Below are 25440 nucleotides of genomic sequence, written 5' to 3' on the forward strand. Positions count from 1 at the left end.
GAGGCATGGCACGGCTGAAGTCCTGGCAGATCTTCCGCAGATCCCGCATCAGCCCCAACCGCATGAGCGTCATCACCAAAGCCGTCCTCACCCTGGAGAAGCAACGCTGAAAACGCTCAATGCCTTGTTGAGAGCGCGCCGAGGATGAAGCTCGGGGAGTGAAATTCCTTGATCCACTCCCCATCCACTCCCCAGAGGCCCCGAGAAACGAGTCAGGGCCGGTTCTCCGTGAAGGAGAACCCGCCCTGACCTGGTGTTTCAGCTGTCGGGGTGGCGGGATTTGAACCCACGACCTCTTCGTCCCGAACTATGGGCAGGCTGGTTGTTGAAGTCTGCTGGGCCGGTCACTTGGGCATCTGGGATCGATACCAGTTGACTACGGTCGCGGTGGTTGCTGTACTCCGCTGCTGTACAGCCTCAACTGAGCCAGCATGGAGAGCCCAAAGGTCTTATGCCTGTCATCGTGCTCGCCGAAAGCCTTGAAGTCGGAAATGTCGTGGAGTTGCCGACTCGATCCGGCACCGTAGCTATCCGCCTGACCCAAATCACGTACCGCGTCAATGGGATCAAGTTCACCGGACGTGAGACTCGTGACTCGACGCAGTGAGCCCATTCCAACTTCAGACGACGGCCGATCGGCGGTGTGTCACGGGCGTCTGGTAGACCCTGGCTATGACGTTCTTGGTGGTGGTCGAGGGTGATGTGGGCGGATGGCGCATCGATCGCGATGCGCTGACCGACGCGATCCGTGCCCGGTGGCCCAGGGTCGAGATCGACTCGACGCTCCGCAGCGAAGTGCGCAGCCTCATATGGCAGTTCGAGACGGAGAACGGTCCTGGTGAGGCGTATCTGCACGAGGAGGGCACCTGCCTGTACATGGACGTCTGGGAGGAAGACGCGATCTGGTTGGCGATCGTCTTCCGCAGGCTGACACCCACGCACCTTGAACTGGTGTTCTGCGATGAGGGTTACACCTTCGACGTCCGTCTGCGGGCCGGGACGACGGAAGCCGAATTGACGGCCTTGGTGAATGCTGCGGGTTGATCTCAGCCCGTGGCAGCGAGCTGGAGGACCAGGACGGCTTGGACGAGGCTGGTGATCCGGGTCGTCGAGCAGCGGAGTTTGCGCAGGAGGCGCCAGGACTTGAGTGTGGCGATGGCCTGCTCGACCAGGGCGCGGATCTTTACATGGGACCGGTTGACGGCCTGCTGACCGGTGGAGAGGCTGTCCCATCGGCCGCGGTAAGGCAGACGGATCGTGCCGCCTGCGCCCTGGTAGCCCTTGTCTGCCCAGCAGCTGATGCCGGCCGCGGCGAGTGCCTCGATGATGCCGTGCTCGCGCGCGGCCCGGACGTCGTGGACGGCACCGGCCAGGGCTGGTGAAGCCCACATCAGACGTCCCTTCGGATCGGCTATGACCTGCACGTTCATGCCGTGCTTCTTGTGTTTGCCCGAGTAGAACGGGCGGTCGGCGGCGATTCGGTCGATGGGCAGGAGCGTCCCGTCCAGGATCACGTACGCCTTCGTCGACGCCGCTCATGCGGCTTCGGTGAGGGTGGGGGCGAGGGCGGCCAGGAGGTTGACGGCCTCGGTGATGTATCGGTAGGCGGTGGTGGTGCCGATCTCGAATCCGGTCGCGAGTTGGGCGTAGGGCTGGCCGTTGCGCAGGTGGGCGAGGGTGAGCAGGGCCTGCCGTCCTGCGTTCAGGCGCCGCCATCGGGTTCCGAGAGCGCGGCGGTGTTCTCTCAGTCGGGCGGCGAGGAAGCGCAAGGCAGAACTGGACACGTCGACGCCGGACGGGTAGACAAGCATGCGAAGCCTCTGGTGGAGATGGTTCTCTTGGTCGAAAACCCATCTACCAGGGGCTTCATCTGTCTGTCAGCCCAACCGCCCGCCTGGCAAGTGAGGTTGGAATGGGCTCAGGGCGCTCCGGTGCCAGCTTGGCCAGATCAGAAGAGGAGGCCCCGATCGGAATTCTTCGATCGGGGCCGCCGTACATTACAGATCTCGAGGTCGGTCAGACCTTGAACGCATCTCTCCCGTCCAAGGCCCGCCAACTGCCGCTAACGCACTCAGGTCTGCGATGCAGACTCAAGCCGGTCGCGCGCGGTACGCAAGAGCCTCCGAGACCACTCCAGACGAGTCATATTCGCGGGCGGTTTCATCGACTCGGCCTGGCTGAGGCCGAGTGCGCGGGCGATGGCTTCTACAGCGAGACGCTGCATGAGATCGTCATCGTACTCACCTCGGCCTTCTTCGGCGAGATTCAGCAGGGAGTGGAGGAGCTCCGCGTCGAACCCGTCGTGAAGGATCTCTCCTGCCCCCGAGATCGCAGCGAGGAATGCATCGTCACTTATGTCCCAGTCGGGGGAGCCGAGCAGCTCGAGGATCTGCCTCTGGTACTTCGCGCCCACCCTCCAGTGGCCTGTGAGTACCTGAACAGCGAGCGCTGAGACTTCCGGATTCTGCGGGTAGATCAGATAGCCAGCCACCAGGTTCTCGTACGCCGGTCCGCCTGCGCGAGCCACCGCGTACAAGAGCCGGTACAGGTCGTGCCCGGCCGCGCCCTGGGAGATGACTTGAGTAATCTCCTTCACCTCTGACTGTGGAATGGCGCCGTCTTTCGCTCGCGCAATCAGTTCGCGCACGTATTCGTCACGCGTCATTGACATTCTTCACTCACCCCCTAGGGACGAACTGCTCGGAGAAGTCCAGCATCCTGCTGGCCCGCCCCAGGTCTGCGACAAGGAGTTCTCGCTCGGCGCCACCCGTATTGGGATGGGAAAGCCTCTTGTTGATGGCCTTGATTTGTTTGAGAAGGGAGTTCTGAGCATCCCGCACCTCGTGGACATGATCCCATGGAACACCGGGGGACTTCCACTTGACCACCTCCCCCTTCAGCTCTCGAGCAGCCCCAGTGAGGTCATCCATTTTCAGATGTTCCATGAGGTTGTCAAGTTTGGCTGAGAAGGGCGTGGAGACAGCCTTCTTCGCCAACTTCATCGCGTCAGCTATGTGGTCGAGCTGCTTGGGCAGTTTGGCCGCGTCGCCAGCGAGGGGAATGAATCCGGCAGCCCCGAGTGAGACTCCGACGGCATCCTTGTCCACCGCGGAACGCCCCAGGTCCGCAGCGTCGCACCCAGCTCCGGCAACGGGCACCCAGCCGCAGGCCATAAGAGCGATCTCACCGGCTATGCCCCATGACGGCCCGGAGGCATCTCCCTCGTAGTCAGGGTCCGGCGCCATACCAGGACTGGGGCTGGGCGTCGCGGTTGATGGACTGTCTCCACCAATCTTCACTGCCGGCAGCGGGCGCGGCCCGGTCTTGAAGCTGACCTGGTACGACACGTGAGTGCCGCGCGTGTTGACGGTCAGAGTCAGGGACGAGCCATCGGGATAGTTGTAGTGGGTTTTCTGGGTCGACTGGTACTCCCAGGTCCCGTTGCTACGCGGAGCCATGTGGTCCCGGTAGGTGCCACCGTGGCCGTCGCTGCAGCCGTACTCGCATTGCGTTATCGGCCGCAAGCCGGAGGGGTCGGACAGGGTGACCGGGGTGTTGTTGGCGTATGCGTAGCCGTTGATTGACTCGTGATCGTCCGTGGCCAGGACTGGGTCGGCAGAGAGGAAGCGGCCGATCGACGGGTCGTACTCACGTGCACCGATGTGCGTGAGTCCGGTCTCGGCATCAGCTGCCTTGCCCAGAAAGCCCTTGTCGTCTGGCCAGGAGGTTGTCGCAGGACCGCGGGAATCGCCGAACGGCCTTGTGTAGCGTCGGGTTACTTGCTGGGTGGTGGCGTCCACGGCCATTGAGGCAGTGCCGTGGTGGTCGTCGACCATCCACGAGAGCGATGTCTGTGTGCGGACTGCGGTCACGTCACCGGCCACGTAATACCGCAGGCCGCTGAACTTCTTGGCCGCCGTGTCGTAGCGCAGTTCCTGAGCGTCCAGGTACAGGACCGTGCTGCTCGGGCTACGGCGGACCAGCAGGCTGCCGTATGCGTCGTAGAGGTAGTCGGTTGACTTGCCGCTCTCAACGAGGTGTGTAAGTTCGCCCTCGATGTCCCAAGTCAACGATTGGGTGGCGTCTGATGATCCGGGGCGTTGACGCGTGTTGCCCTGGTCATCGTACTGATACGACGACACCTTTCCGTCGACGGTGGTCGAGGTCAGGGTATGGGGCTGGCCGCCCCCCTTGGCGTTGACGGGCGGGTATGAGTAGTCGGTACGGACGTCGCCAGTGGAACGGTGCTCGGTCTGAGTGTCCCGCAGGCCGCCTACCTTGTAGCTCCAACTGGTCCAGTACGGGGCTGGGCCTCCCAGAGTGCTAGCCGACCGGGCGGTTTCACAATCGTTGGACGACGGAGTCCACGCGTCGGTCAGCCGTCGGTAGCCGTCGTAGGCAAAGCACTGAGAATCGGTGCCGTTCGCCTTGTCTGTGATGGACTTGACGTTCCCAGAAACGTCGTAGACATAGTCCACATCGGCGGCACGACTGCTGTTGGTCTCGTCAGCCGTATGCGTATTCAGCAGTCGTCGAGTGCCGTCCTCATAGCGGTTGAGTATCTGGAATTGCTTGGCACTGCTGGAAGTTCCGAGCCTCGTCTCTTCGATCTCACCGAACGGCGTGTAGCCCATGGCACGGACGTAGTCCGTCATGCCGTTGGTAGCGCTAAGCATGCCGAGATCGTTGTAGGAGCGCCTGACGGTTTCGGCCGGCAGGCTACCCACCGCCGGCATTGAGGTGCTCTGAAGAGTGCCGTCGATGTTGTACACCACCGAGGAGGTGTATGTCTGCGGAGCGCCCGCCACTACGAGTGGGTCAGATGCGGCGATGACGGTCTTGTTGCCCTTGGGGCGACCGAGACTGTCATAGCCAGTCACGGCTTGAGAGTAGATTTTCCCGGTGGTGCCGCCGACGTAGCGGATGGCGGCGGTGGGTAGTCCCTTAGCGAGACTGTCATACGTGAACTTGGTCAGCTGGTGGGCGCTGTCCTTCACGTCCTCCCAACTGCCAGTCTTGCGACCGAGTTCGTCGTACCCGGTGATCAGGGTCTTGGCGACGCCGTCCACAGTGGCGGTGACGGTCAGCGGGCGGTTGTTGTCATCGTAAGTGGTGCTGATCTTCCCCTTGTCGGGGTCGACGACCTCGGTCTGACGCCCCCTCAAGTCGTAGCCGTAGTCCCAGACCGCATTGTCGGGACCAGTCATCGTGTCGATCAGGCCAGCGGGCGTATAGGTGTAGAGCGTCCGCGTGTAGTTGGTTCCTGTCGGGGACGGGCCGTCGTACTCGCGACGCTCGGTGATCCTGCCTTGGGCGTCGGTGATGGTCAGAGTGCCGGTGCCACCGGCTGCAGCCGTGACGGCCGTCCGGTCACCGTCGTTGCTCAGGCTTGTCCGCCATTTTTCCTGGTCGTTGATCCGGAAAATAGTGCCAGTGGATCGTCCAGCACCGTCGAAGACGGTCTCGGTGGAGGCGGGGACATAACCTGGGAATGTGTTGGCGAGCGTTCCCTCGGGAGCGACCTTGTCGTGGACCTGCTCGTTGACGAGATACGGCTGTCCGCGATCGTCATAGAGGGTCTCGGTGATCACCCGACCGCCGTCTGGCGCGGGCATCTGCTGCTGGCGGGAGCGCAGCAGCGAGTCAAAGATCTCGTAGGAGTAGATGTACGTGGTGCCGTCCGACTTAAGGCTGCCGGTCCGGACCCAGGTCTCCTTGTCCTGGTTGACGCTATACGCGTAGACGAGGCTCGCAGCATCGCCGAGGCCGCGAGAACGGTCCGGCTTCCAGAGGGCATTGAGGCGGCCCATGGCGTCGAATGACCACTCGGTGATGTTGCCGTTGACGTCGGTTACCTTCGTCGCGACGCCCCACGCCGGGTCCATGTCTGTAACCGTGTTGTAGAGCTTGGGGTCGGTCGAGGTCGTCTGGGTCAGCGGCCCGTAACCAGTGTCGTCGGGCACGTACGTGGTCGAGGTGGTCTGGTTCGTGGCGTCGGTGGCTGACAGCGGCCGACCGAACCGGTCGTACGTTGCCGAGCCTTCCTTCGCATAGACCGGCTTTTTGTCGGTGTCGTAGTCAGCGAGTCTGTACGTGGAAGTTACGTCGCCCTTGGTCGGTGCGATGCCGACGGCCTGCTTGTCGAATGCATTGGTGGAATCGCTGATCGCGTCCCGTGGCAGGACCGGAGTCACCGAGCAGGCAACGGCATAGGTTTCTGCCCGGGAGACAGCGTCAACGATCCAGTCGGTGGTGTTGCGTGCGTAAGTCTTACTCGTGCAGGTCTCATCGCCGGACTTGGCCAAGTCGCCGAGGTCCTCGAACGTGAGGGGCAATCCGTACGTCGTGTCGTAGGTGGTTTTGGTGACGACCGTGCGGGTGCCTGTGCTGGTCTTACTCCGGGTGGAGCTCTGTCCCGGCTGGACGATCCAGGAGTCGGTGCTGCCCCAGCTGTATGTGTGGCTTCCGGTCTTGTGTGACCAGGGGGTGTCGATGGTGCTGCTAACTTCGTCGCTGCCGTTGTAGATGATGGTTTCGCGGACGAAACCGGCGTATTGGCGTGAGTCGTCGATAGCGGTGCCGGTGGAATCAGTGACCTTCTCCACGCGGGCGGTCCCGTCTAGCTCCTTCTCCCCGTTCAGGCCACGCATGTAGAGAGTGGACTTCTTGCCGCGGGGGCCTTCTGAGTCACCGGAGGTCTCTACGACCTTGCCGTAGCCGCGCCACTGGGACCATGTGCGATTGCTGGCCTTGGTCAAACCCTCATCGTCGGCGTAGCCCCAGCCGGCACCGCCCTGGTAGTCGTAGTACTGTCCCCCGTCGTCGCTGTGGCCGTAGGGATCCGCCTGTATCAGGGAGGTCACCACGTACTTGTGGAACCAGTCGGTTACCGGGCTCGCGCCGGACTGAGACCACTTGACGGGGAAGCATCGGCGAGTGTTCTTGTCGACGTCCGCCGGCATGCTCGAGCCCCATATGCAATCAGGGTCGGAGTAGTTGACGGTGAGTGTCGAGCCGGTCTCGGACTTGATGGTGCGCACGCGCCACTTGATGTAGCGCAGGGTGTCCGGGCCGCTGCCCTCGACGTGGTTGGACAGCTGAATACCGCCAAAGACGACTGGTGCCGTGAAGGCCTCCGTGGAGTTGGCCTTGCCCGTGTTCTGGATGGACTTCAGCCAGAGGCTTGCGGAGGACGCATCGCCCGTGTCAGGGAAGCTTTGGTCCAGGTGCCAGGCGTCCACATCGCGTCGAGATGTCCCACTGCCGGTCCAGACGGAGGTGGATACATCGGTGAGGCGCTTGCGAGTGAAGAAGGACGGGCCGATCTGGGTGGTGCACTTGGTGCTGGCCGCGCAGATCATATCAAAGGGAACGTCCGGCCAGTTTGCCTTGGTAGCCGACGTCAGACTGGAACAGCCGCCAGAGACAACGCAGCGCTCGGCATAGGTGAAACTGACCTGTTGCGCTGCGGGCTTGGTAAAGAGAAGGTCGCTGCGTTGGCCGTAGCCAATACGGTTGAGATAGCCACCGCGGGTATAGCCGGTGCCGTTGACCGTGGTGTCGGCATTCTTGGAGTAGTAGTTCGTTTCCTGGCCGTACCAGTACGTCGATGCGTTGCCATGTGTGTCCACGACATAGTCGAGGTTCCACCGCCAGGCTTGAGCACAGGAGGAGTCGGCGAAGCCGGTGGACTTGTAGCAGGGCTCGCCAGCGTCGTCGCCGAAGATCGGCACGGTCCAGACCGAGTTGGTAACCGGGTCGTCGTCGGCAGTGTCAGTGGTGCCCTTGTCGCTCCAACCGGGCAGCCGATGCTTGCCGAAAAAATACTGAGTGCCAGAAGTATCAGTAACTTTCCAGTACTCGGTGTTGTCGTCCCCGTTGCCAGTAGCTCCGGTCAGATGCTCGACGCGGCTACCATCTTCGTTCTTCACCTTCCATGAGCCGCCGGAGGCTTGGGAAAGGGCGGCAGTGTCGCAGGCCGTCTTGCCAGAACAGGTATTGACCAGTTCGACGGCCTTGCCGTTGAGGACCAGGGTGGCGTTGGCGTACTTCCAACATTGATCACCCTTGCCGGAGTGGCCATCGTCCTTGCACGAGCTGTACTTGCGCTCGATGTAGGACTCGGTGATGGAGAAGCCTTCACCGATCACCGAAGTCTGGCTGTTTTCCCCGGCCGTGCGGCCATCCACGGAGCCAGAGTTGTAAGAGATCGACAGCTTCGGGGAGGGCCCGGCTGTCGCAGGGGGTACGCGCAGCGGGTAGTCCCAGTTGAAGTCACCGGTGCTGCCTCCGGCCTCCCAGGTCGCGGTCGGGGACAGTGGAGTGGCGCTGTAGTCGCCTCCGCTTCCCGCGTCTCCAGCCACCGCGGCCAACAGCATCGAAGTTCCGGCCGCGAGGGTGTGGGCAGAGACCGTACCGGTCAGGGTCTGGGACGCTGCATCGTTGTTCGCACCTGACACGGGGCTTTGGATACGGCAGGTCTTTTTGCCTGGGAATGTCAGCGCGCATGCGGGGAGTGCTACCAGGCGCAATCGCGGGCCGAAGTTTCCGCCGTAGACATCCTTGAAGGATGAGTAGTTCAGCACGATGCGGAGCTTGTCCGTGTCGCTGTTGCTGGACGCCGCTGGCGACGCCTTGACACTGAACAGGACTCCGTTGACGCCAGCCTTCCGCGCGGCAGGACGGTCCTGGACAGCGATTGCTATTCGCTCGGCCGGGCCGGTGGCCACTGCCTTCTTTTTTGCTGCGGTCTTGGCCTTGGCTTTGGGCACTGTTGGCACTTGCGCGAGCTTGACGCTGAGGCCGCCGACGTTGACGGACGTCTTGCCGGTCGCCGGGACTTCGACGGTGGTTCGGCCGGCCTTCGGCCAGGCGGCGCGCTTGAGCCGATCGCGGGTTTGCGGTACCGCGGGGGCGGCCTTGTCCTTCGGCGCTCTGGACTTGACGGCCTTGAATACACCAACTTTGTCGATCTTCGCGGCAGGCTGGCCCTCCAGCTTGCGGTGCGCAGAGGACTGGGCCTGGGCTGCGAAGTCGTACCCCGAGGGAATAATGATCTGGGGTAGAAGTGAGAGGGAGATGACGACTCCGCTACGGCCCAACCAGCGGCGCACGAGCGCACCTGGTGGACGTTTGCGGAAGGGTGTTGAGGACACTGTTTTTCCCAGTAGTTCGGAGAAGGACGAGAGCGGAAGCAGAGCGCCTCGCTCGCGATGAGACAGGGCGGGACAGGACGGGGGCTGGCCCCTCCTGCCCCGCCCTCGTTGCTACCGCTGTTCGGCGTTACGCCGGTCAGCGATCGTGTCGGTAGAGGTAGCTCCGGCCCAGATACGAACGCTGTCGATCGTTCCGGGGAAGTAGCGCGCACCGGCGCCGTTGATCTTTGCCCGGCCGATCTCGAACGCTCCGCCGCCCTGCCAGGGGGCTGTGTACGGCACCCCGTCCTCATCGCCCATCAGGGCGCTGTCGACGTAGAGCTTGAGCGCGCCGAGCTTGGAGGTGTCATCCGGGTCGGCTATCTGGGCGTCGTAGACGACCGTCAGCATGACCGGGACGCCCAGTTTGGCCGTGGTGAGCGCGGTGGACTCGCTCTTGGTCCAGACTGCTCCGGTGCCGTCCTTGTCGGGGCGGCCGAACATCCACCGTCCCTGGGTGCTGCCGGCCGGCTGGTCGTACCAGATGCCCCAGGAGGACTGGGTTGTGCCCGACTGGCCGAACACCTGCACCGCGTACGCCTTGCTGGTGTCGGCGAGCTTGGCGGGGTCCAGCGTCACCCAGGCGGTCGCGGTGAACGAACCGGAGTCGTCAACGACCGGACCGGTGGCCGTGGCATAGGCGCTGGTGCCGTTCAGGGACATCGCCTGCGTGGTCGTGACCTCTTCGCCGGTATCAGGGTCACCGGTGGTGACCTTGGTGAGCGCGGCTCCGTTGAGGGTCAGGTTCCGGCTGAAGCCACTGGTGTCGGTGATCGTGGTGCCGGTCGCGTTGGCCATGTCCGTGGCGTCCCACTTGGCAACGAGCGCCGGGACCGGGTCGCCGGCGGTACCGTCGCTGAGGTCCTCGTCCTCCAGCCAGGCGTCGTGGGTGACCTCGGTGTCTGCGAGAGCACGGGACCAGACCTTGACCTCGTCAATGGTTCCGGCGAAGTTCTCCTTGCCAGTCGCAGCGTGCCACAGCCGGCCGACCTGCAATCCGCCGGACGCTTTCCACGGGGTGGCTGTGAAGGCCACCGGATTGCCCTGCGGGACGCCATTGACGTAGAGCTGAATCGTCTGTGCCGCAGCGTCGTAGACGCCCGCCAGGTGAGTCCAGGCTTTCAGGACCGGGGGCTTGATGCCGATCGAGCGGGTGATCGCGGGATCGGCGACATCCGTCTGGTGACGGTTGAAGATCCAGGCGTTGTAGGTGCTGGAGTAGTACAGCTGGAATCCGGAGGCGTTCGTGCCCGCCTGCGACAGGACGGTGTAGTTGGCGTCCTTCTTCTCCAGGCGTGCCCAGGCCGAGACGGTGAAGGACTTGGTGGTGTCGAGCACCGCGCCGGAGGTGGACAGGTAGGCGGTCGTGCCGTTGAGCTTCGCCGCGCCGGAACCGCTGCGGGCCAGGGTGTCCCAGGTGGCCCCCGAGGAGGTCAGCGGGTGCTGGGTCGCGGTGGTGGAATCAGTGAGATTGTTGTCCAGGTGCCAGATCCCCGAGGGCTTTTCGGCACCCTTCACCAGGAAGCTGTAGTAGCCGGTAAGCGAGCTGTGGTTGGCCGCGTCGTAGCCCCAGACCTGGATGGTGTTCTCGCCGGCTTGGTTCGGCGTGATCGGCTGGGTGGTGGGCGCACCCTTGGCCACGGTGATCGGGGGCGAAATGGCGCCGCTGTTCAGCTTCCACTTGTAGGTCACCACGTCGGACTGGATCCCGGGCGTGGTGGGATTGGTGTCCGCGGGGGTGAAGGTGAACTTGCCCGCCGTTCCCACCCCGCCTGCGGCCGGGTCGGTCTCGGCCGGCTTGTAGGTGCCGTCCTGGCTGGTCACTACCGGGGGCGGCGGCGAGTCGGTGTCGACTCGGAAGTAGCACCAGGATGACCAGGCCGAGTCGAGTACGCCGGTGGCGCCCCGGTCCGTCTTGTAGTACGCCTGCGTCTTGACCCGCATCCGGTAGTCCGTCTGCGCCAGCAGCGCGCTGGAGGATGCGGTGCGGGCGGCGTTGTCGGCCACCCAGGTGCTGTCCGGCGAGGCCGCGTACCAGGTACGGCTGGAGCCGTCGGCCTTCCACACCTCGAACAGGGCGCGCAGTTGCGCGTTGGAGCCGTCGGACGACTGAACCGTGGCCAGCATCTTCGGCGTGGTGTCACTGGTGGCGAACGGCAGCGTGGAGGCGTTGCAGGCGCGCCCGGTGGTGCCCTGCTGCACACCGTAGGAGGTCGGCTTGCCCGGGTAGGAGATGTACGTCACCGACAGCTTGGCGTCGTTGCGGAACCGTGCCCAGGCGCCCGCGTCGGACTCGTCGTGTGCGGTCAGCGAGAAGGTGATCTGCGGCGCCTTGTTCGCGGCGTAGGACGCGAGCGTCGTCGTCAGGTTTTCGTTCGTCTCCTCGCCCACGTTGTCGCTGAAGCGCACCCAGTTCGCCGGCTGGGACGGGCTGCACAGACTGCCCCGCCCGTAGGCGACGTTCCGGTCGCCCATCAGGTCCACCCCGGTGGGGCGGGACGACCAGGTGGTGCTGGAGGAGATGCCCTTGTCCACGCGGCTCAGGTCGTACCAGTGCGGATCACAGGAGAACGTCCACTCCTGGTACACCTCCATCGTCGCGTCCAGGACCTTTTTGCCGTGGATCGACGACAGGGGGTACTCGAAGTACATGCGCTGGGTGTACGGGTCGTTCGAACAGAGGTAGCCGGCGTAGTTGGAGCAGCGCCCCACGCCCTTGTCCCCGTCGAACTTCCAGTACTTGGTGCCGTTGGAGGCCAGAGCCGTCCAGTCGCCCAGGGTTATGCCCTTGGTCGGTGGGTCGATGTAGAGGGGGAAGACGGTGTCCTGCCCGTGGAGCAGGGCCGGATCGGGCGTGATCTCAAGAGTGGTCCTGCTGACCTTGAGCGGGAGCTCGACTGCAGCATCACCGCTGCCGGGGCCCTCCAACGGAGTCGGCTCACCACCGGCGGCAGGCAGCGGAGTCTTCTCTGTCGCCGGCTCGGTCTCCGCCGCTGCCGAAGAAGCGGTGCGGGCGAGCTGAGTGGTGACATGGGCAGGAGCGGCAGTGGCGGCCGGGTGGTCACCGGCCGAGTCCCACATCCGCCCTGTCGGGCTCTCGAAGACCGGGGTGCCGTCGCTGTCACGCGCGACGAAACCGCCGTCAGCTGTCGGGGCGATGTCCAGGCCGTGACCTGACACCGTCATCCTGATCGTCGCGAGCGCCGGGTTCTTTGCCGCCTCAGCGGTCTTGACCACGAGCACCGAGGTGTAGCCGGAACTCAGCGCGGACAGCTTCAGGTCCACGTCCGGGAGGACTCCGGCGTAGGTGGCAGTGTCGCCGTCGAGCTGGGGCTTGGGAAGTGTGGTGGGCCAGCCCAGTTCCAGCGAGTGCCCTTTGTCCTTCAGCGTGACAAGAGCGTCACCGGTGCCGCCACCCGAGAAGGTGAGGCCGGCCGTGGTGTTCTCCGCCCGCACGGTGCCGCCCGCTTCGCTCACCAGGGTGGTGTCGATGGGAGCCCACGTGCCGTCCTCCTTACGGGCACGGACCGGGGCCGCGTTCATCTCCTGCGTGAAGGTGCCGTCCGGGTTGGCGAAAACCTGAGATGACTTGGTAGTCGCCGCATCCACGGCCACCCGCTCACCGGTCTTGGCCGCACGAGCACTTGCCTCTGACTGCGCAGTCCCGTCAGCCGCAGTCGTGGCCACCCTGCCATCGGTGAGTGCCAAAGCCGCCCCAGCCTCGGCCACCGAGACCGTACACGCTAGAAGCGTGACGGCTATCGACCCGCTCCACATCGTTTGACGCCAGCGGTGCCGACGTTCTCGTGAAAGCACACCCCACCCGTTTTCTTAAATTTTCCTTAACAAGAAACTGCGGAGAGCATGCGATCAATGATCATTTAGGTCAACCGTGTCACGTATCACAATGGCTTGAACTCGCCCTAGAAGCAGGGTGCTTGAGCTGGACTGGTGAGCCATCGGCAAAAACGCCTCTGATGGACGGCACCTCGATCACCCCCCTCTACGTGGCTATATCATCCCGCCCCCCCAACCGGACCTCCCGGATGGCGAGCAGTACTCAAGACCGTCAGATCGGACACGGGCCGAGCCCGAAGGGCACACCTTCCCAAGCGATCAATTGGCTGAAATCAAACAGGCCGACATCGCCTTACTGGCCAGGAAGGCCTGGTTCCGCAGAACCGTAACGGTGGATCCAGGCCAGCACGCTCGATCCGCCCGACCGGCTCGAGGCCGTCGACGCCGAGGAAATGGCCGCCGGACGACGGCGGTGATCGCCAAGGTTGGCAGGCTGCATCTGAGACATAGGGTCGGGAGGCCAGGCAATCACGCTCTCGCCCGCCTGCGGAGGCTGTTGGAGGAATCCGGCTTCTCCCTGATCCCGATTTAGGGATGGTCACGCGGGGAAGATGGTCATGAACGTCTTCGGCAGCTGCTCCCCGCCCGCGCGGGATGCTCCCCGGGCGAGGCGCTTACGCCGGCGGCCGGGGCGATCATGCTGCGCTCGGTCATCATCAGGCCGATCGCTGCGCCGAGCCTGAGCGACTCGCGCCTGTCACGCCGCAGAGCCATGCCGGTGTGCCGCTTTGGCTTCTTCATTTGAGTGGTGCCGTTCTTCTTTGCCGCTTCCCGGGCCACGACCAGGGCCTGGCGCACGAGGTCGACGCCGCTCAGCTCGGTCATACGATCACTACCCTAATCAGGCCACTGTCCAGCGGGCGCGCGGCGAGTTCACGCAGCTGCTCCAGCCGTACCGCGAGCAGGTACTCGGCACACGCTCACGGGCCGTGCCAGCGGCCTTCGTCACGGCCGCAACGGCGTCGATACCGCGCGGATGGTGCCTGAACCAGTGACGGCTCCGAATGGTGTTCTTCGTCTGCGGCAACTACCGCTGCCTGACGCAGTCAACGAGAAGGCGGGGGCTGCCACCGAACAGGTCAGGGCCAAGGCCAAACATGCCGGGCAGGATCTGGAAGGACAAGGCACCCGAGCCCGTACGGAACAACCGCATCGCACTGCTCGCCGTCGGCGTGATAGCGCTGGTCGCATACCTTCTGCTTCGGTGCAACAAAGAAGTAGCGGGGCCCTGACCGGGCCGACGAGGGCCGGCCCGGTCGGGGCACGGCACGCTCCTCTCACGCCGTAGCGGCGGCGCGCGCCCCGTCCGCATCTGCCACGTCCCGAAGGACGCGACCGCACCGGCTACTTCAGCGCGTGTGCTGCGGCCTGCGCAAGTGTGCTCGCCGCTTCCGAACGCTCCGCCTTGGTCGACTTCTTGTCGGCCAGCACCTTGGCGGCGGCGGTGAGGACCTTCTTGCCGGGCCTGCGCTTCGATGCGGCCGGGGACTGGGCCAGAGCGCTGGCCGCCGCCTTCTTCTCGGACTTCGTCCGCTTCTTGGCCCCTACGGTCCTGCCCGCAGCGGATGCAGACCCGGACCCGGTCGTCTTCGCATCCGCGGTGCCCGCCTTACCGGAGGTCTGGGACAGCGCGCTCGCGGCAGCCGTCCTGCTGCTCTTCGTCTTGCCACCCTTGGCGGCCCGGCCGGCCGCCGACGCGGCCTTCGGGTGCGTAGTGCCGGCTGCCTTCGTCTTCGTCATGTCGCTCCCCTGCTTGTCCGTGGGTTTCTGTCGACTCGTTACAGCCGGGTACCCGAACTCCCCCACACGCAACGGCCGAAAGCCCGACCGCCCTGTACACGAGCACCGCGCACCGCGTCGACTTGACGCAACCCTTGACGCATTCTCTGAGGTGGCCGCCGCGGCGGCCCACCTCCACTACTCATCAGTCATCTCCCTAGTGATGGCAGGGAGCCCGCGGGCTGGGACGAAGGTTGCGGACGCGAGTGCACTGGCGGACAGTCCGTGGGATTGGGACCATCTCCGTGCGTGGCGGAGAGCAGATCTCCGCGCTCCTGCCGCAAGGAACCGACCTGGGACCATCGATCATCCCCGCGTGCGCGGGGATGATCCCCGTGGCCCTGGACACGAGAATGGGGTTCTGGCACAGATCTTGGGGAGCGGTCGCGGAGTGTCGCGAGGGCAACAGCATGAGGTGGGTCGGCCGAGGGTGGTTTGCCGGGACAGTCCAAATTTCCAGGCGCTCTCGCGAGCCGTGCTGGCATCGTATGAACCATGGCAGCGATAGACGACACATCTGAACCTGACAGTCCTGTCCGCAGCGTGTATCCGCCCCTGGTGGAGGCAGCGTGGCTGTATCAGGCGGATCAGGTGTGTCTGGAAGACCTACCGATGACCGCTGCCCAGGCGCTCGCAATGGGAATGGACACGCCGACCCTGTGCGAGCTCGCCGGCCTGCAGCATCATGCGGACCCCCAGGATATTCGCGACACTTTTGAGCAGGCTCTCGACGAATTGGGGATCACTCTGCCCGATCATCACCTGGCCCGGCGATACGCGCTGAGCAGGCTGGCCATGCGATTCACCGCCGGGAAGGTGGATCTCGCCGAGTTGACATCGGACGAGTGGGCGGAAATAGAGGTCGAGACCGCTGAGGAGCATGCCTTCGTGGCGCTACTCCCGCCATGCGCGTGCTGCATCGAGTACACGCTGGGGCTCGACGAGGCGGCATGGAAGGCGCAACTGCAGATCGCGGCCTGCGCCTTGGTCTCGCACCCCACTGTCGGGCCGCGCTTCTGACGGGTGGGGTCAGAAGGCGTCTCTGGTGCAACATCTGAGGTGGCAATCGCGGAGGGTCACTGAAGCAGGATCATCTTGCGCAAAAGTTCGAATCCGGCGCGCCCATAGAGCTGCCGCTTGATCTTGGTTGTGTCACAGATCTTGGGGAGCAGTCACAGAGGATAGTCGCAGTTGCCCCGTTTCAGCCCAAGGGCTCCTTGCCGCGTAGGCAGCAGTCCGCCGGCGTCTACGGCGAGGAAGATGACACCTGTCGCGCAGTGAGATCGGGTTCTGGCAGGCTGATCAAGTGAATGGGAACGCAGAGGCGTCCGGCAACCGGTTCCGGGATCGACGCGAACGCAAGGACGGATATGACTTCCTCAACGAAGTACTCGTCCGGTGTCCTCGGTGTGACGGGTGCGCCACTGTCACGCCCCACCCCGGGATCCCCGCAGACGAGAACGCCGTCGGCGCCGGGAGCCGACTTCTCCACCGGCGGCTACGGTGCACGGGGTGCGGCTTCTCCAAGGATCGGAAGGCCGACTCCGCCGTCGTGGGCAGCCCCGTCGATCCCTGCTTCCAGCGACCGGTCTGGCTGCAGGCAAGCTGCTGCGGAAGCGTGCTGTGGGCCTACAACCTGCGCCATCTCGATCTGCTGAAAGCCTACGTGCAGGCCAGGCTGCGTGAGCGCGGAGAGCTTGTGCCCTGGGCCCCGATGAGTCTCGTCGAGCGGCTGCCCACCTGGCTGAAAGCGGCGAAGAACCGCACCGAGATCCTGCGGACGATCAAGCGCCTGCGCTCCACAGCACCGGCTGCTGAGTGATCGAACCCGCTTGACACAGCAAAGGCGCCCCGGTCAGCAGCATGGTCACCCTCCGCGACCGCTCCCCAAGATCTGTGCCACAACCGAGTTTCGACAGCGGGCGGAGGCTGTGCCGCCGTGGGGTGGACCGTCGTGTCCGTTCGATTACGAGGACTCTGGGTTTCGGGGTTGAAGTTGCCGCTGCGGCAGCTTCTACCGTCATGACCAGGGCCGGAGCGACCGGCCCGGCGACACATACGTGCAGGAGTGGTGATGGACTGGCCGATCGCGGAGGTGGCCCGGATGTCGGGCGTGACCGCCCGGACACTGCGCCACTACGACGAGACCGGCCTGTTGCCGCCGGCCCGGATCGGCACCAACGGTCACCGCTACTACGGGGAACGCCAGCTCCTGCAACTCCAGCAGATCCTCGTACTGCGGGCGCTGGGCGTCGGGCTGCCGGAGATCGGCCGGATCCTGTCCGAGCAGGTCGACGAGGTGGACGCCCTGCGAAGTCACCACCGGCGCCTCCTCGCGGAGCGGAACCGGATCGACGTCCTGGCCGGCACCGTCTCCCGCACGATCGCCGAACTGGAGCAGTCCAGGAAGGACGACCGCCCCATGACCATCAACCGCCCGGAGAACCTCTTCGAGGGCGTGACGCCCGCCCACTACGAGGACAACATGCGCGACCACCCCGAACTCGCCCGAGAGGTCGGACAACGCGCCGCCACGATGAGCCAGACCGACGCCGACGCCGCGCACCGTGAGCGCACGGCGCAGATGATCCATCTGGCCGAACTCATGGCCGCGGGCCACCCGGCCGAGGCCGTCCCCGTCCAGGCCGAGATCGACGCCCAGTACCAGGCCCTGACCGAACTGCGCGCGGTCTCCGCCGAGGACTACCGGGTCCTTGCACGCTCCATCGTCGACAACGAGACCTGGCGCGCCGCATACGAGGCCATCACGCCGGGGCTCGCCGTGTACCAACGCGACGCCATAGTGGCCTACGCCACCACCCGGCTGAACTGAACCACAACGCAGCCGCCATCGAGGGTGCCGACGATGGCGGCTGTACCGCGTCACGTCAGGCCGACGATGTTCGATCCCGGGGCCGGCGGCCGCCACCTCAACCGGGTGCTGCCCGTTCTCATGAACAACGACTTCCTTCACGGGAGTCCGCCTCCCGGCGAGTTGAGCAACCGCTGTCGGAAGTCGTGAACAAAGCCAAAGGGGTGACGGGCCTCTTTGCTGAACAGAGCAGTCAGTAGCGGCGGAGCCCCCCAGCCCGCTTCCGGAACGGAATCTGCGCACGCATCTACGTGCTCAGCCTGGTACCGGCGAATCCCGGCCGGTGTGCCGCGCGCTGCCGATCCGGCTGCCGCACGGTGGGACGATCATGCGCCGGCAGCGGCATCACCGCAGCGTGATCTCCTCGCCGATCGACTGCTCGCGGGCGGACATGATGACCAGGGCCGTGGCCGCGGCGTCCTGTACGGCCACGCCGACCGACTTGTAGAGGGTGATCTGGTCCGGCGCGGTGCGCCCCGGCTTGCTGCCGACGATGAGTTCACCCAGTTCGGCGTGCACGTGATCGGCTGTGATGAGGCCGTCGCGGATCGGGGTGAGCAGGTCGTTGCTGCCCGCAGGGGGCGGGGCGAGCACGGCCTGGCGCGATTCGACGCACACCAGTGCCTCGGCGACCGTGGCGTCGTCGACCTCGCGGCCGACCGGGTTGTACCCCACGGACGTGATGTGCACCCCGGGCGTCAGCCAGGGGCGGCGGATCACGGGTTCGACAGTGTGCGTCGTCGCGGCGGCGATGTCCGCGCCCTCGAGCGCCTCGGCGTAGCCGGACACGGCCCGGACTTCGGCCTCCAGCACTCCTGAGAGTTCCTCGGCCAGGGCGACGGCTTTCACCGAGTCCCGGCCGGCCACGCGAATCTGCCGGATCGGCCGGACCCGGCAGATCGCACGGGCGTGGGAACGGGCCTGCACACCGGTGCCCAGCACCGCCAGCACCGTCGCGTCCTCGCGGGCCAGCAGCCGCGCCGAGAGCGCGGAGCAGGCGCCGGTCCGCGCCGCGGTGATGGCCGTACCGTCCAGCACGGCAATGGGCTCGCCGGTGTCCGGATCGAACGCCACGATCAGCGCCTGATGCGTAGGCAGCCGTGCCCCGTCGTTGTGCGGGAAGAGGGACACCAGTTTGGTCATGAGCACCTTGGCCGACGGTAGGAAGCCCGGCATGGCCGCCAGGAATCCCTCGCGTGCCGGCACCTGGGCGGCGACGCGGTCGGGTACGGAGGCGCGGCCCGCACTGAGGTCTGCCATCGCCGAGGCCAGGGCATCGATCAGCGCGTCCATGTCGAGCAGGGACTCGACCTGCGAGCGACTCAGAACAAGCATGCGCTTCAGCCTCCCGATGCCGGTCGTCCAACCGGCGACCGCACAGCCCCAGGGTCAACCCCAGCCTTCCGTCACTCCGCCACGACACACAGTCCTTCCTGAGCACGTTCATCCATACGCGCCTGAGCACACCGGCATGTGCACCGACAAGCGGGCCTTCGCGAGCGAAACTGCCGCTGCGGGGTGGGCAGACAAAACGGTGGGGCCGGGCCGCAGGTGATCGGTCCGGCCCCATCCCGGTTTCACCATCGCTCGCCCGGCGAGGAGCAGTCCCAGGCGAGCGGTGGCAGTTCGGGTTCGGTCAGCGGTGGATGCGGCCGCGGTTCCAGGAGGTGGGCGTCGATGAAGCGGCCGTGGTCGTTGCGCAGGGTGGCCCGGTCGCGGTCGTTGTTCCACACGTAGGCGCGGCGGTCCTGGAACAGGTCGGTGCGGCTGTCGCGGCCGACGCCTGTGTGGATGCGGACGGTTGCACGGCCGCTCAGGCGGTAGTGGTCGAAGGTGTAGGTGTGGCCATCCGCGTCCGAGAGGGTCCAGCCGTCCAGGTTCACGCCGTGGCGGCCGTTGTTGGTGATCTCCACCCATTCCTGGTTCAGGGACCGGTTGGAGCGGTCGTCACGGCCCGGGGAGTCGTACTGCACCCGGCTGATCTCCACGCTCTGGCGGTGCGGGCGCGGATCGGCGGATGCCGGGACCGCGATCGCCGCGGTGACGGCCGCGGCGCTCAGGACGGTGGCGGTCAGACGGCGGGTGGTCGTGGAGACGGTCATCGCAAATCCCCCTGCATCGTGCGGGCACAGCCCCAAAACACCCTGGCGGGTGCCGGATTGTGCGGTGTGCGGGTGGCGGCCGGCCGGCCACGCATTCACACCCGGCCCGTCGGGCCGCTGAGATGTGAACGCGATCCGCAGGGCGTTACCGACCAACCGCACCGCCGTGACACTTGGCTGCGATGGCCATCCATTTCGCTGGTGCGTGAAGTTGACGCAGACCTGGTCCCGGCGGCCTTGCGACGGTTGGCCAGCAGGCGCCGCCCGCCAGGCACCGCCACCCCACCACATGCCCGGCCGTCACCCGAAAGTGAGTAACGCCCCCTCTGCACAGTCAGCGGGTTCCGAACGACGCCCTTCCGGCGGGCACTTCCCCGGGTCCGCAGGACGAGGAATGGGGACCGCACTGCCGGTAGGCGCTGCAAGGATGGCGGGCATGACCATCAGGGAAATAACGCGTCACGCAGTCGCAGAACAGCGGATCGAACAAGCCCTTGCGGACATGGGGAGCCGGGCGTTCGGCCGGTGGCACACGATGCGGTACGGCGACATGCCGCTGCGGCAAGGACTGAGGGAACTCGGGGAGGAACTGGCCGAGCACGTCGCCGCGCGTACCGTGCCCGACCCCGCCCTGGGTACGCCCGATTCGCGCGCCGCGCTGATCACCGTCGCGGAGTGCGCCATGGGTGTGCTGAGCCTGGCGTGCTTCCCCGACGGCGATTTTTCGGTACCCCTCCCGCTCGTGACGAAGACGCTCACGAGTGAGGAGCTGCACTACGAGGAGGAGTGGGAGCCGGCCGGCCCGGTGACCTCGGCGCGGACGTGGACCGAGGCGTTCGCCTGGTCCGTGATCAGCGGACTGATCTGGGAGCGGGACCGGGTGATCGGTCCTCTGCTGTGCGAGGACTATGCGCCCGCCATCCGTGAGGGTGTTCCGTACTCGAAGCGGGAGTCGGTGTCCGCCCCGGCCGACCTCGCGGAGATGGACGCGCTGTGCGGCTATCTGACCGTCGTCCAGGGGCCCTATCCCGGCGCGCTGCCCGGCCCGGTGCCGCTGGCCAAGCCGGATCCCGCCGAGCGGGCACGCAGCGCCGGGCAGCTCGACGGGGCCGGGACGCTGTCGCCGGACCAGCGACTGTTGCGCGTCCTTCTCGACGATGACCAGGCGGCGTTCGAGCAGGCCCTTGAGGAACGGCTCGTGGCGCACCGCGAGAGCGTCGGCGCCGACCCGGCTGCCCGGAGCCTGCTGCCGCTGGGTGCCGTCACGCTGGCAGCCCTCGCCGGTCTCGCGCACGGCTGGCAGTTGGGCACCCGATCCGCCTACCTGCCCGAAGCGCTGCTGAGCGCCCCGCAGCAGTAAACGGTCCGAGCGTCCTGTTCGTGCTGGGCAGGATTCTCGCGGTCATCGTGCTCACTCTCACTGGGCACAGCAAACGCTTGGCCCCGGTGATCGGGCTCGGAGCCGCAGCGGCTGCGGCCGGCGGCACCGTCCAGGTCCGCATTCGCCGCTGAGGTGGGAGCGCGTGGTCCAGCGGCACCGTCACCGCTGGGCCACGCCGGCTGTGGGTGTCTGCGCCGCCGCAGGCGTGGGGACTTCCGTGTGTTGGACCGCTCCGGGATGAAGTGGGGGTCCGGCGCAGTGACCGCCCTCCCGATCTCCCGTTTTGAGGCCGCAAGGAGTGTGCCTGCGCACGCGCTCAGGAGGTGACGGCCCCTCGCCAAGAGTTGAACGGGGCCGTCACCGCGCTTCGTGCGGGCTATTGGCCTTAGCGGTGCTGAACGGAACCCGTCATCACTCCGACAAGAGCAGCGGTGCCCGAGAGCCAGTCGGGGCTCACGCCAGCGCATGCCAGCACAATCACTGTGATCGTCACAGTGATCACGATTACGTGCCACCGCTGCGCACCGTGTACAGGGCCGTCACCCGGGGAATCCACACACTGAGGTACTGTCACGTACTTCTCCTCTCAGGTTCGCCTGGGAGCTAGGCCCTTGGCACGCTTCAGGTTGGGAAGCCAGGAACGCGCGCCGAGGGCCTTTCTTCTGCCATCTGTGGCATACCCACCATGTGTACTGGAGCCTAACTATCCGTGCTTGCGCATCGATCGGCGCACGTACGCACAAAGGGGCGCATGGCCAATATGGTCAGGGCGTGACGACGACGTCCAACTCCTCCCCCCCATTACCGTCTTCGTGGCTCCGCAATGGGGCCTCCGGCCTTCGGGTCCGGCATGACTTCCCCCTCCTGTCGATCATGATCCGGGGGGTGTCACCGAGCCCGGAGGCATCGACGGACCGCTGATGAGGGGCTTGAGCACCGGCTTCACCCGAGCCGGAAGAGCTCTCCGTAACGTGGATGTGGCAGCTCGATGCCCAGGCAAAGCCGGACGAAAGCGTGATGGAGGGGCCTGCACGTGATCGACACCGGCGACATCGACGTCTTCCTCGGCCTGGACGTCGGCAAGGGCGAACACCACGCCACCGCCGTCACCCCGGCCGGAAAGAAAGCCTTCGACAAGCGCCTGCCCAACACCGAACCCAAGCTCCGCGAGCTGTTCGCGAAACTCCAGGCCAAGCACGGAACAGTGCTGGTCGTGGTCGACCAGCCCGCCTCGATCGGCGCCCTGCCGCTGGCGGTCGCCAGGGACATGGGCTGCCCGGTCGCTTACCTGCCCGGCCTGACGATGCGGCGGATCGCCGACCTCTACCCGGGCGAGGCCAAGACCGACGCCAGGGACGCGTTCATCATCGCGGACGCTGCCCGCGCGATGCCGCACACGCTGCGGGCGATCGACGGCGAGGACGAGACGATCGCCGAGCTGGAGATGATCGTCGGCTTCGACGACGACCTGGCCGGCGAGGCCACCAGGATCGCCAACCGGCTCCACGGCCTGCTGACCCAGATCCATCCGTCGCTGGAACGGGTGCTGGGGCCGCGGTTGCAACATCCGGCCGTCCTGGCCCTGCTGGAACGGTTCGGATCGCCGGCCCAGATACGTAAGGCGGGACGTCGGCGGCTGGTCACGCTGCTGCGGCCGAAGGCGCCGAGGACGGCCGAGCGTCTGGTCGAGGAGATCTTCGCTGCGTCGGACGAGCAGACCGTCGCCGTTCCGGGGACCGAGGCGGCCGCATTGATCGTCCCGAGCCTGGCCACGTCGCTGACGGCCGTGCTCGAGCAGCGGAAACTTTTGGCCGGGCGGATCGAGGAACTACTGGAGGCCCACCCTCTTTCGAAGGTCCTGACGTCCATGCCGGGAGTCGGCGTCAGGACCGGAGCCAGGATCCTGATCGAGGTCGGCGACGGCAGCACCTTCCCGGCCGCCGGCCACCTCGCCGCCTACGCGGGACTCGCACCGGCGACCCGGAGCTCGGGCTCCTCGATCCGCAGCGAACAGCCGTCCAGGAGAGGAAACAAGCAGCTCAAACGGGCTTTCTTCCTCTCCGCGTTCGCCGCCCTGAGTGACCCGGCATCCCGGGCCCACTACGACAAGAAGATCGCCCAAGGGAAGCACCACACCCAGGCCCTGCTCCGCCTCGCCAGACGCCGGGCCGACGTCCTCTTCGCGATGCTCCGCGATGGAACCTTCTACGAACCCCAGCCCGTCAAGGCGGCCTGACCTGCAGAAATCGCACTTCTACTAGGAAGGAAGCTCCCCGAGATGCACCGCGACATCTGAACCAATACGCCAGCCGGCAAGACGCCGCGGGCTCACACCATGAAGGTTGTCCCTGTCCGGATCGGCACCGGCCTTGACCAGCAGCGACAACACCAAGCCATCGCCTCGATACGTGAACACGGCCAGCCACAAAGGCGTATTGCCCTGCCCATCGGGTGCGTCCACCTCCGCACCCGCCGCCAGGAGAGAGCCAACAGCTGCAGCATCCTGCTCATCCGCGGCAAAGTGCAGCTGCGTCCAGTCCTGGCGGCTCGCACGATCCAAGCCCTGATCCTCACCCGTCATGCCCGTCATGCCCGTCATCATCACGATTGCTTGACGAAGAAGATAGGGGCACCCCCCGTGGGGCGGTACCAGGGCCGTCTGCGTACCTCACCGCGGCGATCGTGGACCTGCTCTCGGGCCATCTGCCGGCAGCGGACCGGCAGTAGCGCTCTCCCGGGTGACGCCCGTACCGGAACTCTTCGCGGGGCAGCCACGAGGGCCGTTGTCAGAGGCGATTGGCAAGATTGCGGCCATGAATGTCACTCCTGTCACTCCGCCACGACCGATCGACGTTGCCGCGGTCTTTCCTCAACTGGCTCCGCTGGCCCGCACGGCGACCCGCCTGCACCCCCGCCCTGGGGCGCCGACGTGGCACGACAGCTCGATCGGCGGGCCGCTGCTGTGGCCCGCTGAGGAGCCGTGGCCGCACTGCGAGGAACCGCATGTGGTGGATGGCATCAACCCAGCCCAGTCCCCAGCGGATCTGCGGCTGGAACGACGGATCTTCGCCGCCTCGCACGGCCGGGACCTGACTCCGGAGGAACGGGAGACCCTCGAGCGAATCCGACCCCCTCGGACGTATCCGGTGAGGCTGGCGGTCCAGGCGTACGACGGCCCCATAGCGATGCTGCCCGTCGCGCAGCTGTACGTAAGGGATGTGCCCGATCTGAGCCCGCCGGAGGGCAAGGACCTTCTCCAGGTTCTGTGGTGCCCCTTCGATCATCCGATCATGCCCAGGACCCTGCTCTTCTGGCGTTCGGCAGCCGCCGTCACCGATATTCTCGACACGCCCCCCGAGCCGCCCGCAGTGCAGTTCGACGGCTATCTACCGGAACCGTGTGTGCTCGAACCGGAGCAGATCACCGAGTACCCCGACCATCTGGAGCTGAGCGAAGAACTGCAGGAGCAGCTCAAGCAGTGGAGTGTGCCGCAGGCAGCAGAGGAAGACATGGACCCGGACACGTACTACGACTGTGTGCTGTCCAACGCACCCGGCTGGAAGGTCGGCGGCTGGCCCGCCTGGAACTCCACCGACCCCAGCCCGCAGCCCTGCTCCGAGTGCGGCACCGGCATGCAGGTCCTGATGACCGTCGCCACGTTCGAGGAAGGGGACGACGCCGGGAACAGCTGGTCTCCGCACCCCCACCCAGGTGCTGGACCGTACCCCGGCCACCGCGGCTACAACGCGACCGGTGTCCAGATAGGCAGCGGCTACCGGCAGCACCTCTTCGTCTGCCCGGCGAAGCCCGAGCATCCGCACATCGAGTTGATGACGTAGCCCGTCCGCAGTGTGCAGCCAGGGCGTCACGGTGCGGGCATGCCGTGACGCCGGGTGGCTGCGAGGCTCAGGGTGCCTACTTGCGGCCCGACATCCCAGAAGGAAGCAGGCCATCCCTGACACGACCGCGACGCATCGCCCCAGGTTGAGCGCGTCCCGGTGAGCTCGCCGGTCGGTAAAGAAAGGTTCTTGAGCACGCGGCGGACGTCGCTGCCCGACATCGACCTGGACGTGGAATCCCAGCGGCGCCTGGAGGTGTATGACGCGATCATCACCCGGTTCGGGCGGGAGCGGACCGCGGTCACCGGCATGCCCGAGACCTACCGGGCCCGGCACGCCCTGCGCGATACCGGTCTGGCGCTCGGTCTGGCGCCGCAGGTGGTCGGTGAAATCGCCAAAAGCTTTCCGCACCTCA

At 65.8% G+C, this 25440-nt stretch carries 15 protein-coding genes and 3 pseudogenes; 9 read left to right on the top strand and 9 right to left on the bottom strand.

The window, feature by feature from the left end:
• Positions 1 to 110, top strand: a pseudogene (locus CW362_RS31540) (IS5/IS1182 family transposase); the annotation flags it as partial.
• A 562-nt stretch (positions 111 to 672) separates the two neighbouring features.
• Complete coding sequence (locus tag CW362_RS31545) at positions 673 to 1044, top strand: hypothetical protein (RefSeq protein ID WP_103553018.1); 372 nt, start codon at positions 673 to 675, stop codon at positions 1042 to 1044.
• A gap of 2 nt (positions 1045 to 1046) precedes the next feature.
• Here the strand turns inward: CW362_RS31545 and CW362_RS31550 are convergent.
• The 6 genes and pseudogenes from CW362_RS31550 to CW362_RS31575 all read right to left on the bottom strand — a co-directional run bounded on the left by CW362_RS31550 (position 1047) and on the right by CW362_RS31575 (position 14792).
• A pseudogene (locus CW362_RS31550) lies at positions 1047 to 1811 on the bottom strand (IS5 family transposase).
• A 260-nt stretch (positions 1812 to 2071) separates the two neighbouring features.
• Positions 2072 to 2665: a hypothetical protein gene (locus CW362_RS31555; protein ID WP_103553019.1), complete on the bottom strand. Its 594-nt coding sequence runs from the start codon at positions 2663 to 2665 to the stop codon at positions 2072 to 2074.
• 13 nt (positions 2666 to 2678) lie between these two features.
• Entirely contained in the window at positions 2679 to 9113 is a 6435-nt protein-coding gene (locus tag CW362_RS31560; RefSeq protein WP_103553020.1) for a polymorphic toxin type 28 domain-containing protein, read from the bottom strand.
• 153 nt (positions 9114 to 9266) lie between these two features.
• Complete coding sequence (locus CW362_RS31565) at positions 9267 to 12809, bottom strand: LamG domain-containing protein (protein WP_240658131.1); 3543 nt, start codon at positions 12807 to 12809, stop codon at positions 9267 to 9269.
• 798 nt (positions 12810 to 13607) lie between these two features.
• On the bottom strand, positions 13608 to 13877 hold the full coding sequence (locus CW362_RS31570) for a hypothetical protein (RefSeq protein WP_206301107.1): 270 nt from the start codon (positions 13875 to 13877) through the stop codon (positions 13608 to 13610).
• Between the two features lie 519 nt (positions 13878 to 14396).
• Positions 14397 to 14792 (bottom strand): hypothetical protein, encoded by a 396-nt coding sequence (locus CW362_RS31575; protein WP_103553022.1) that lies wholly within the window; start codon positions 14790 to 14792, stop codon positions 14397 to 14399.
• 534 nt (positions 14793 to 15326) lie between these two features.
• Between CW362_RS31575 and CW362_RS44135 the strand changes: the two genes are divergently transcribed.
• The 3 genes from CW362_RS44135 to CW362_RS31590 all read left to right on the top strand — a co-directional run bounded on the left by CW362_RS44135 (position 15327) and on the right by CW362_RS31590 (position 17664).
• On the top strand, positions 15327 to 15851 hold the full coding sequence (locus CW362_RS44135; protein ID WP_206301108.1) for a hypothetical protein: 525 nt from the start codon (positions 15327 to 15329) through the stop codon (positions 15849 to 15851).
• Between the two features lie 532 nt (positions 15852 to 16383).
• Positions 16384 to 16653 (top strand): hypothetical protein, encoded by a 270-nt coding sequence (locus CW362_RS44910; protein WP_240658132.1) that lies wholly within the window; start codon positions 16384 to 16386, stop codon positions 16651 to 16653.
• Positions 16654 to 16905: 252 nt separating this feature from the next.
• Positions 16906 to 17664 carry a MerR family transcriptional regulator gene (locus CW362_RS31590; protein WP_103553024.1) on the top strand — a complete coding sequence of 253 codons (759 nt, stop codon included), beginning with the start codon at positions 16906 to 16908 and terminating at the stop codon, positions 17662 to 17664.
• A gap of 384 nt (positions 17665 to 18048) precedes the next feature.
• On the opposite strand, the gene CW362_RS31595 is transcribed toward CW362_RS31590, so the two are convergent.
• Together CW362_RS31595 and CW362_RS31600 are read right to left on the bottom strand one after the other, a co-directional pair.
• Entirely contained in the window at positions 18049 to 19038 is a 990-nt protein-coding gene (locus CW362_RS31595; protein ID WP_103553025.1) for an ornithine cyclodeaminase family protein, read from the bottom strand.
• Between the two features lie 242 nt (positions 19039 to 19280).
• Positions 19281 to 19805: a lamin tail domain-containing protein gene (locus CW362_RS31600; RefSeq protein WP_103553026.1), complete on the bottom strand. Its 525-nt coding sequence runs from the start codon at positions 19803 to 19805 to the stop codon at positions 19281 to 19283.
• A gap of 436 nt (positions 19806 to 20241) precedes the next feature.
• Between CW362_RS31600 and CW362_RS31605 the strand changes: the two genes are divergently transcribed.
• Both CW362_RS31605 and CW362_RS31610 read left to right on the top strand, forming a co-directional pair.
• Entirely contained in the window at positions 20242 to 21165 is a 924-nt protein-coding gene (locus CW362_RS31605; protein WP_240658133.1) for an immunity 49 family protein, read from the top strand.
• A 1054-nt stretch (positions 21166 to 22219) separates the two neighbouring features.
• On the top strand, positions 22220 to 23422 hold the full coding sequence (locus tag CW362_RS31610) for an IS110 family RNA-guided transposase (RefSeq protein ID WP_376455085.1): 1203 nt from the start codon (positions 22220 to 22222) through the stop codon (positions 23420 to 23422).
• Between the two features lie 21 nt (positions 23423 to 23443).
• Here the strand turns inward: CW362_RS31610 and CW362_RS31615 are convergent, their stop codons facing one another.
• Positions 23444 to 23776, bottom strand: coding sequence for an ankyrin repeat domain-containing protein (locus tag CW362_RS31615; RefSeq protein WP_162684293.1), 333 nt, complete (start codon positions 23774 to 23776; stop codon positions 23444 to 23446).
• 556 nt (positions 23777 to 24332) lie between these two features.
• Here CW362_RS31615 and CW362_RS31620 point away from each other — a divergent pair.
• On the top strand, positions 24333 to 25025 hold the full coding sequence (locus tag CW362_RS31620; RefSeq protein ID WP_338069088.1) for a hypothetical protein: 693 nt from the start codon (positions 24333 to 24335) through the stop codon (positions 25023 to 25025).
• A gap of 180 nt (positions 25026 to 25205) precedes the next feature.
• A pseudogene (locus CW362_RS31625) lies at positions 25206 to 25439 on the top strand (hypothetical protein); the annotation flags it as partial.
• Position 25440: the final 1 nt, after the last annotated feature.

The organism is Streptomyces populi, from assembly GCF_002911015.1.
Taxonomy (GTDB): Bacteria; Actinomycetota; Actinomycetes; order Streptomycetales; family Streptomycetaceae; genus Streptomyces; species Streptomyces populi.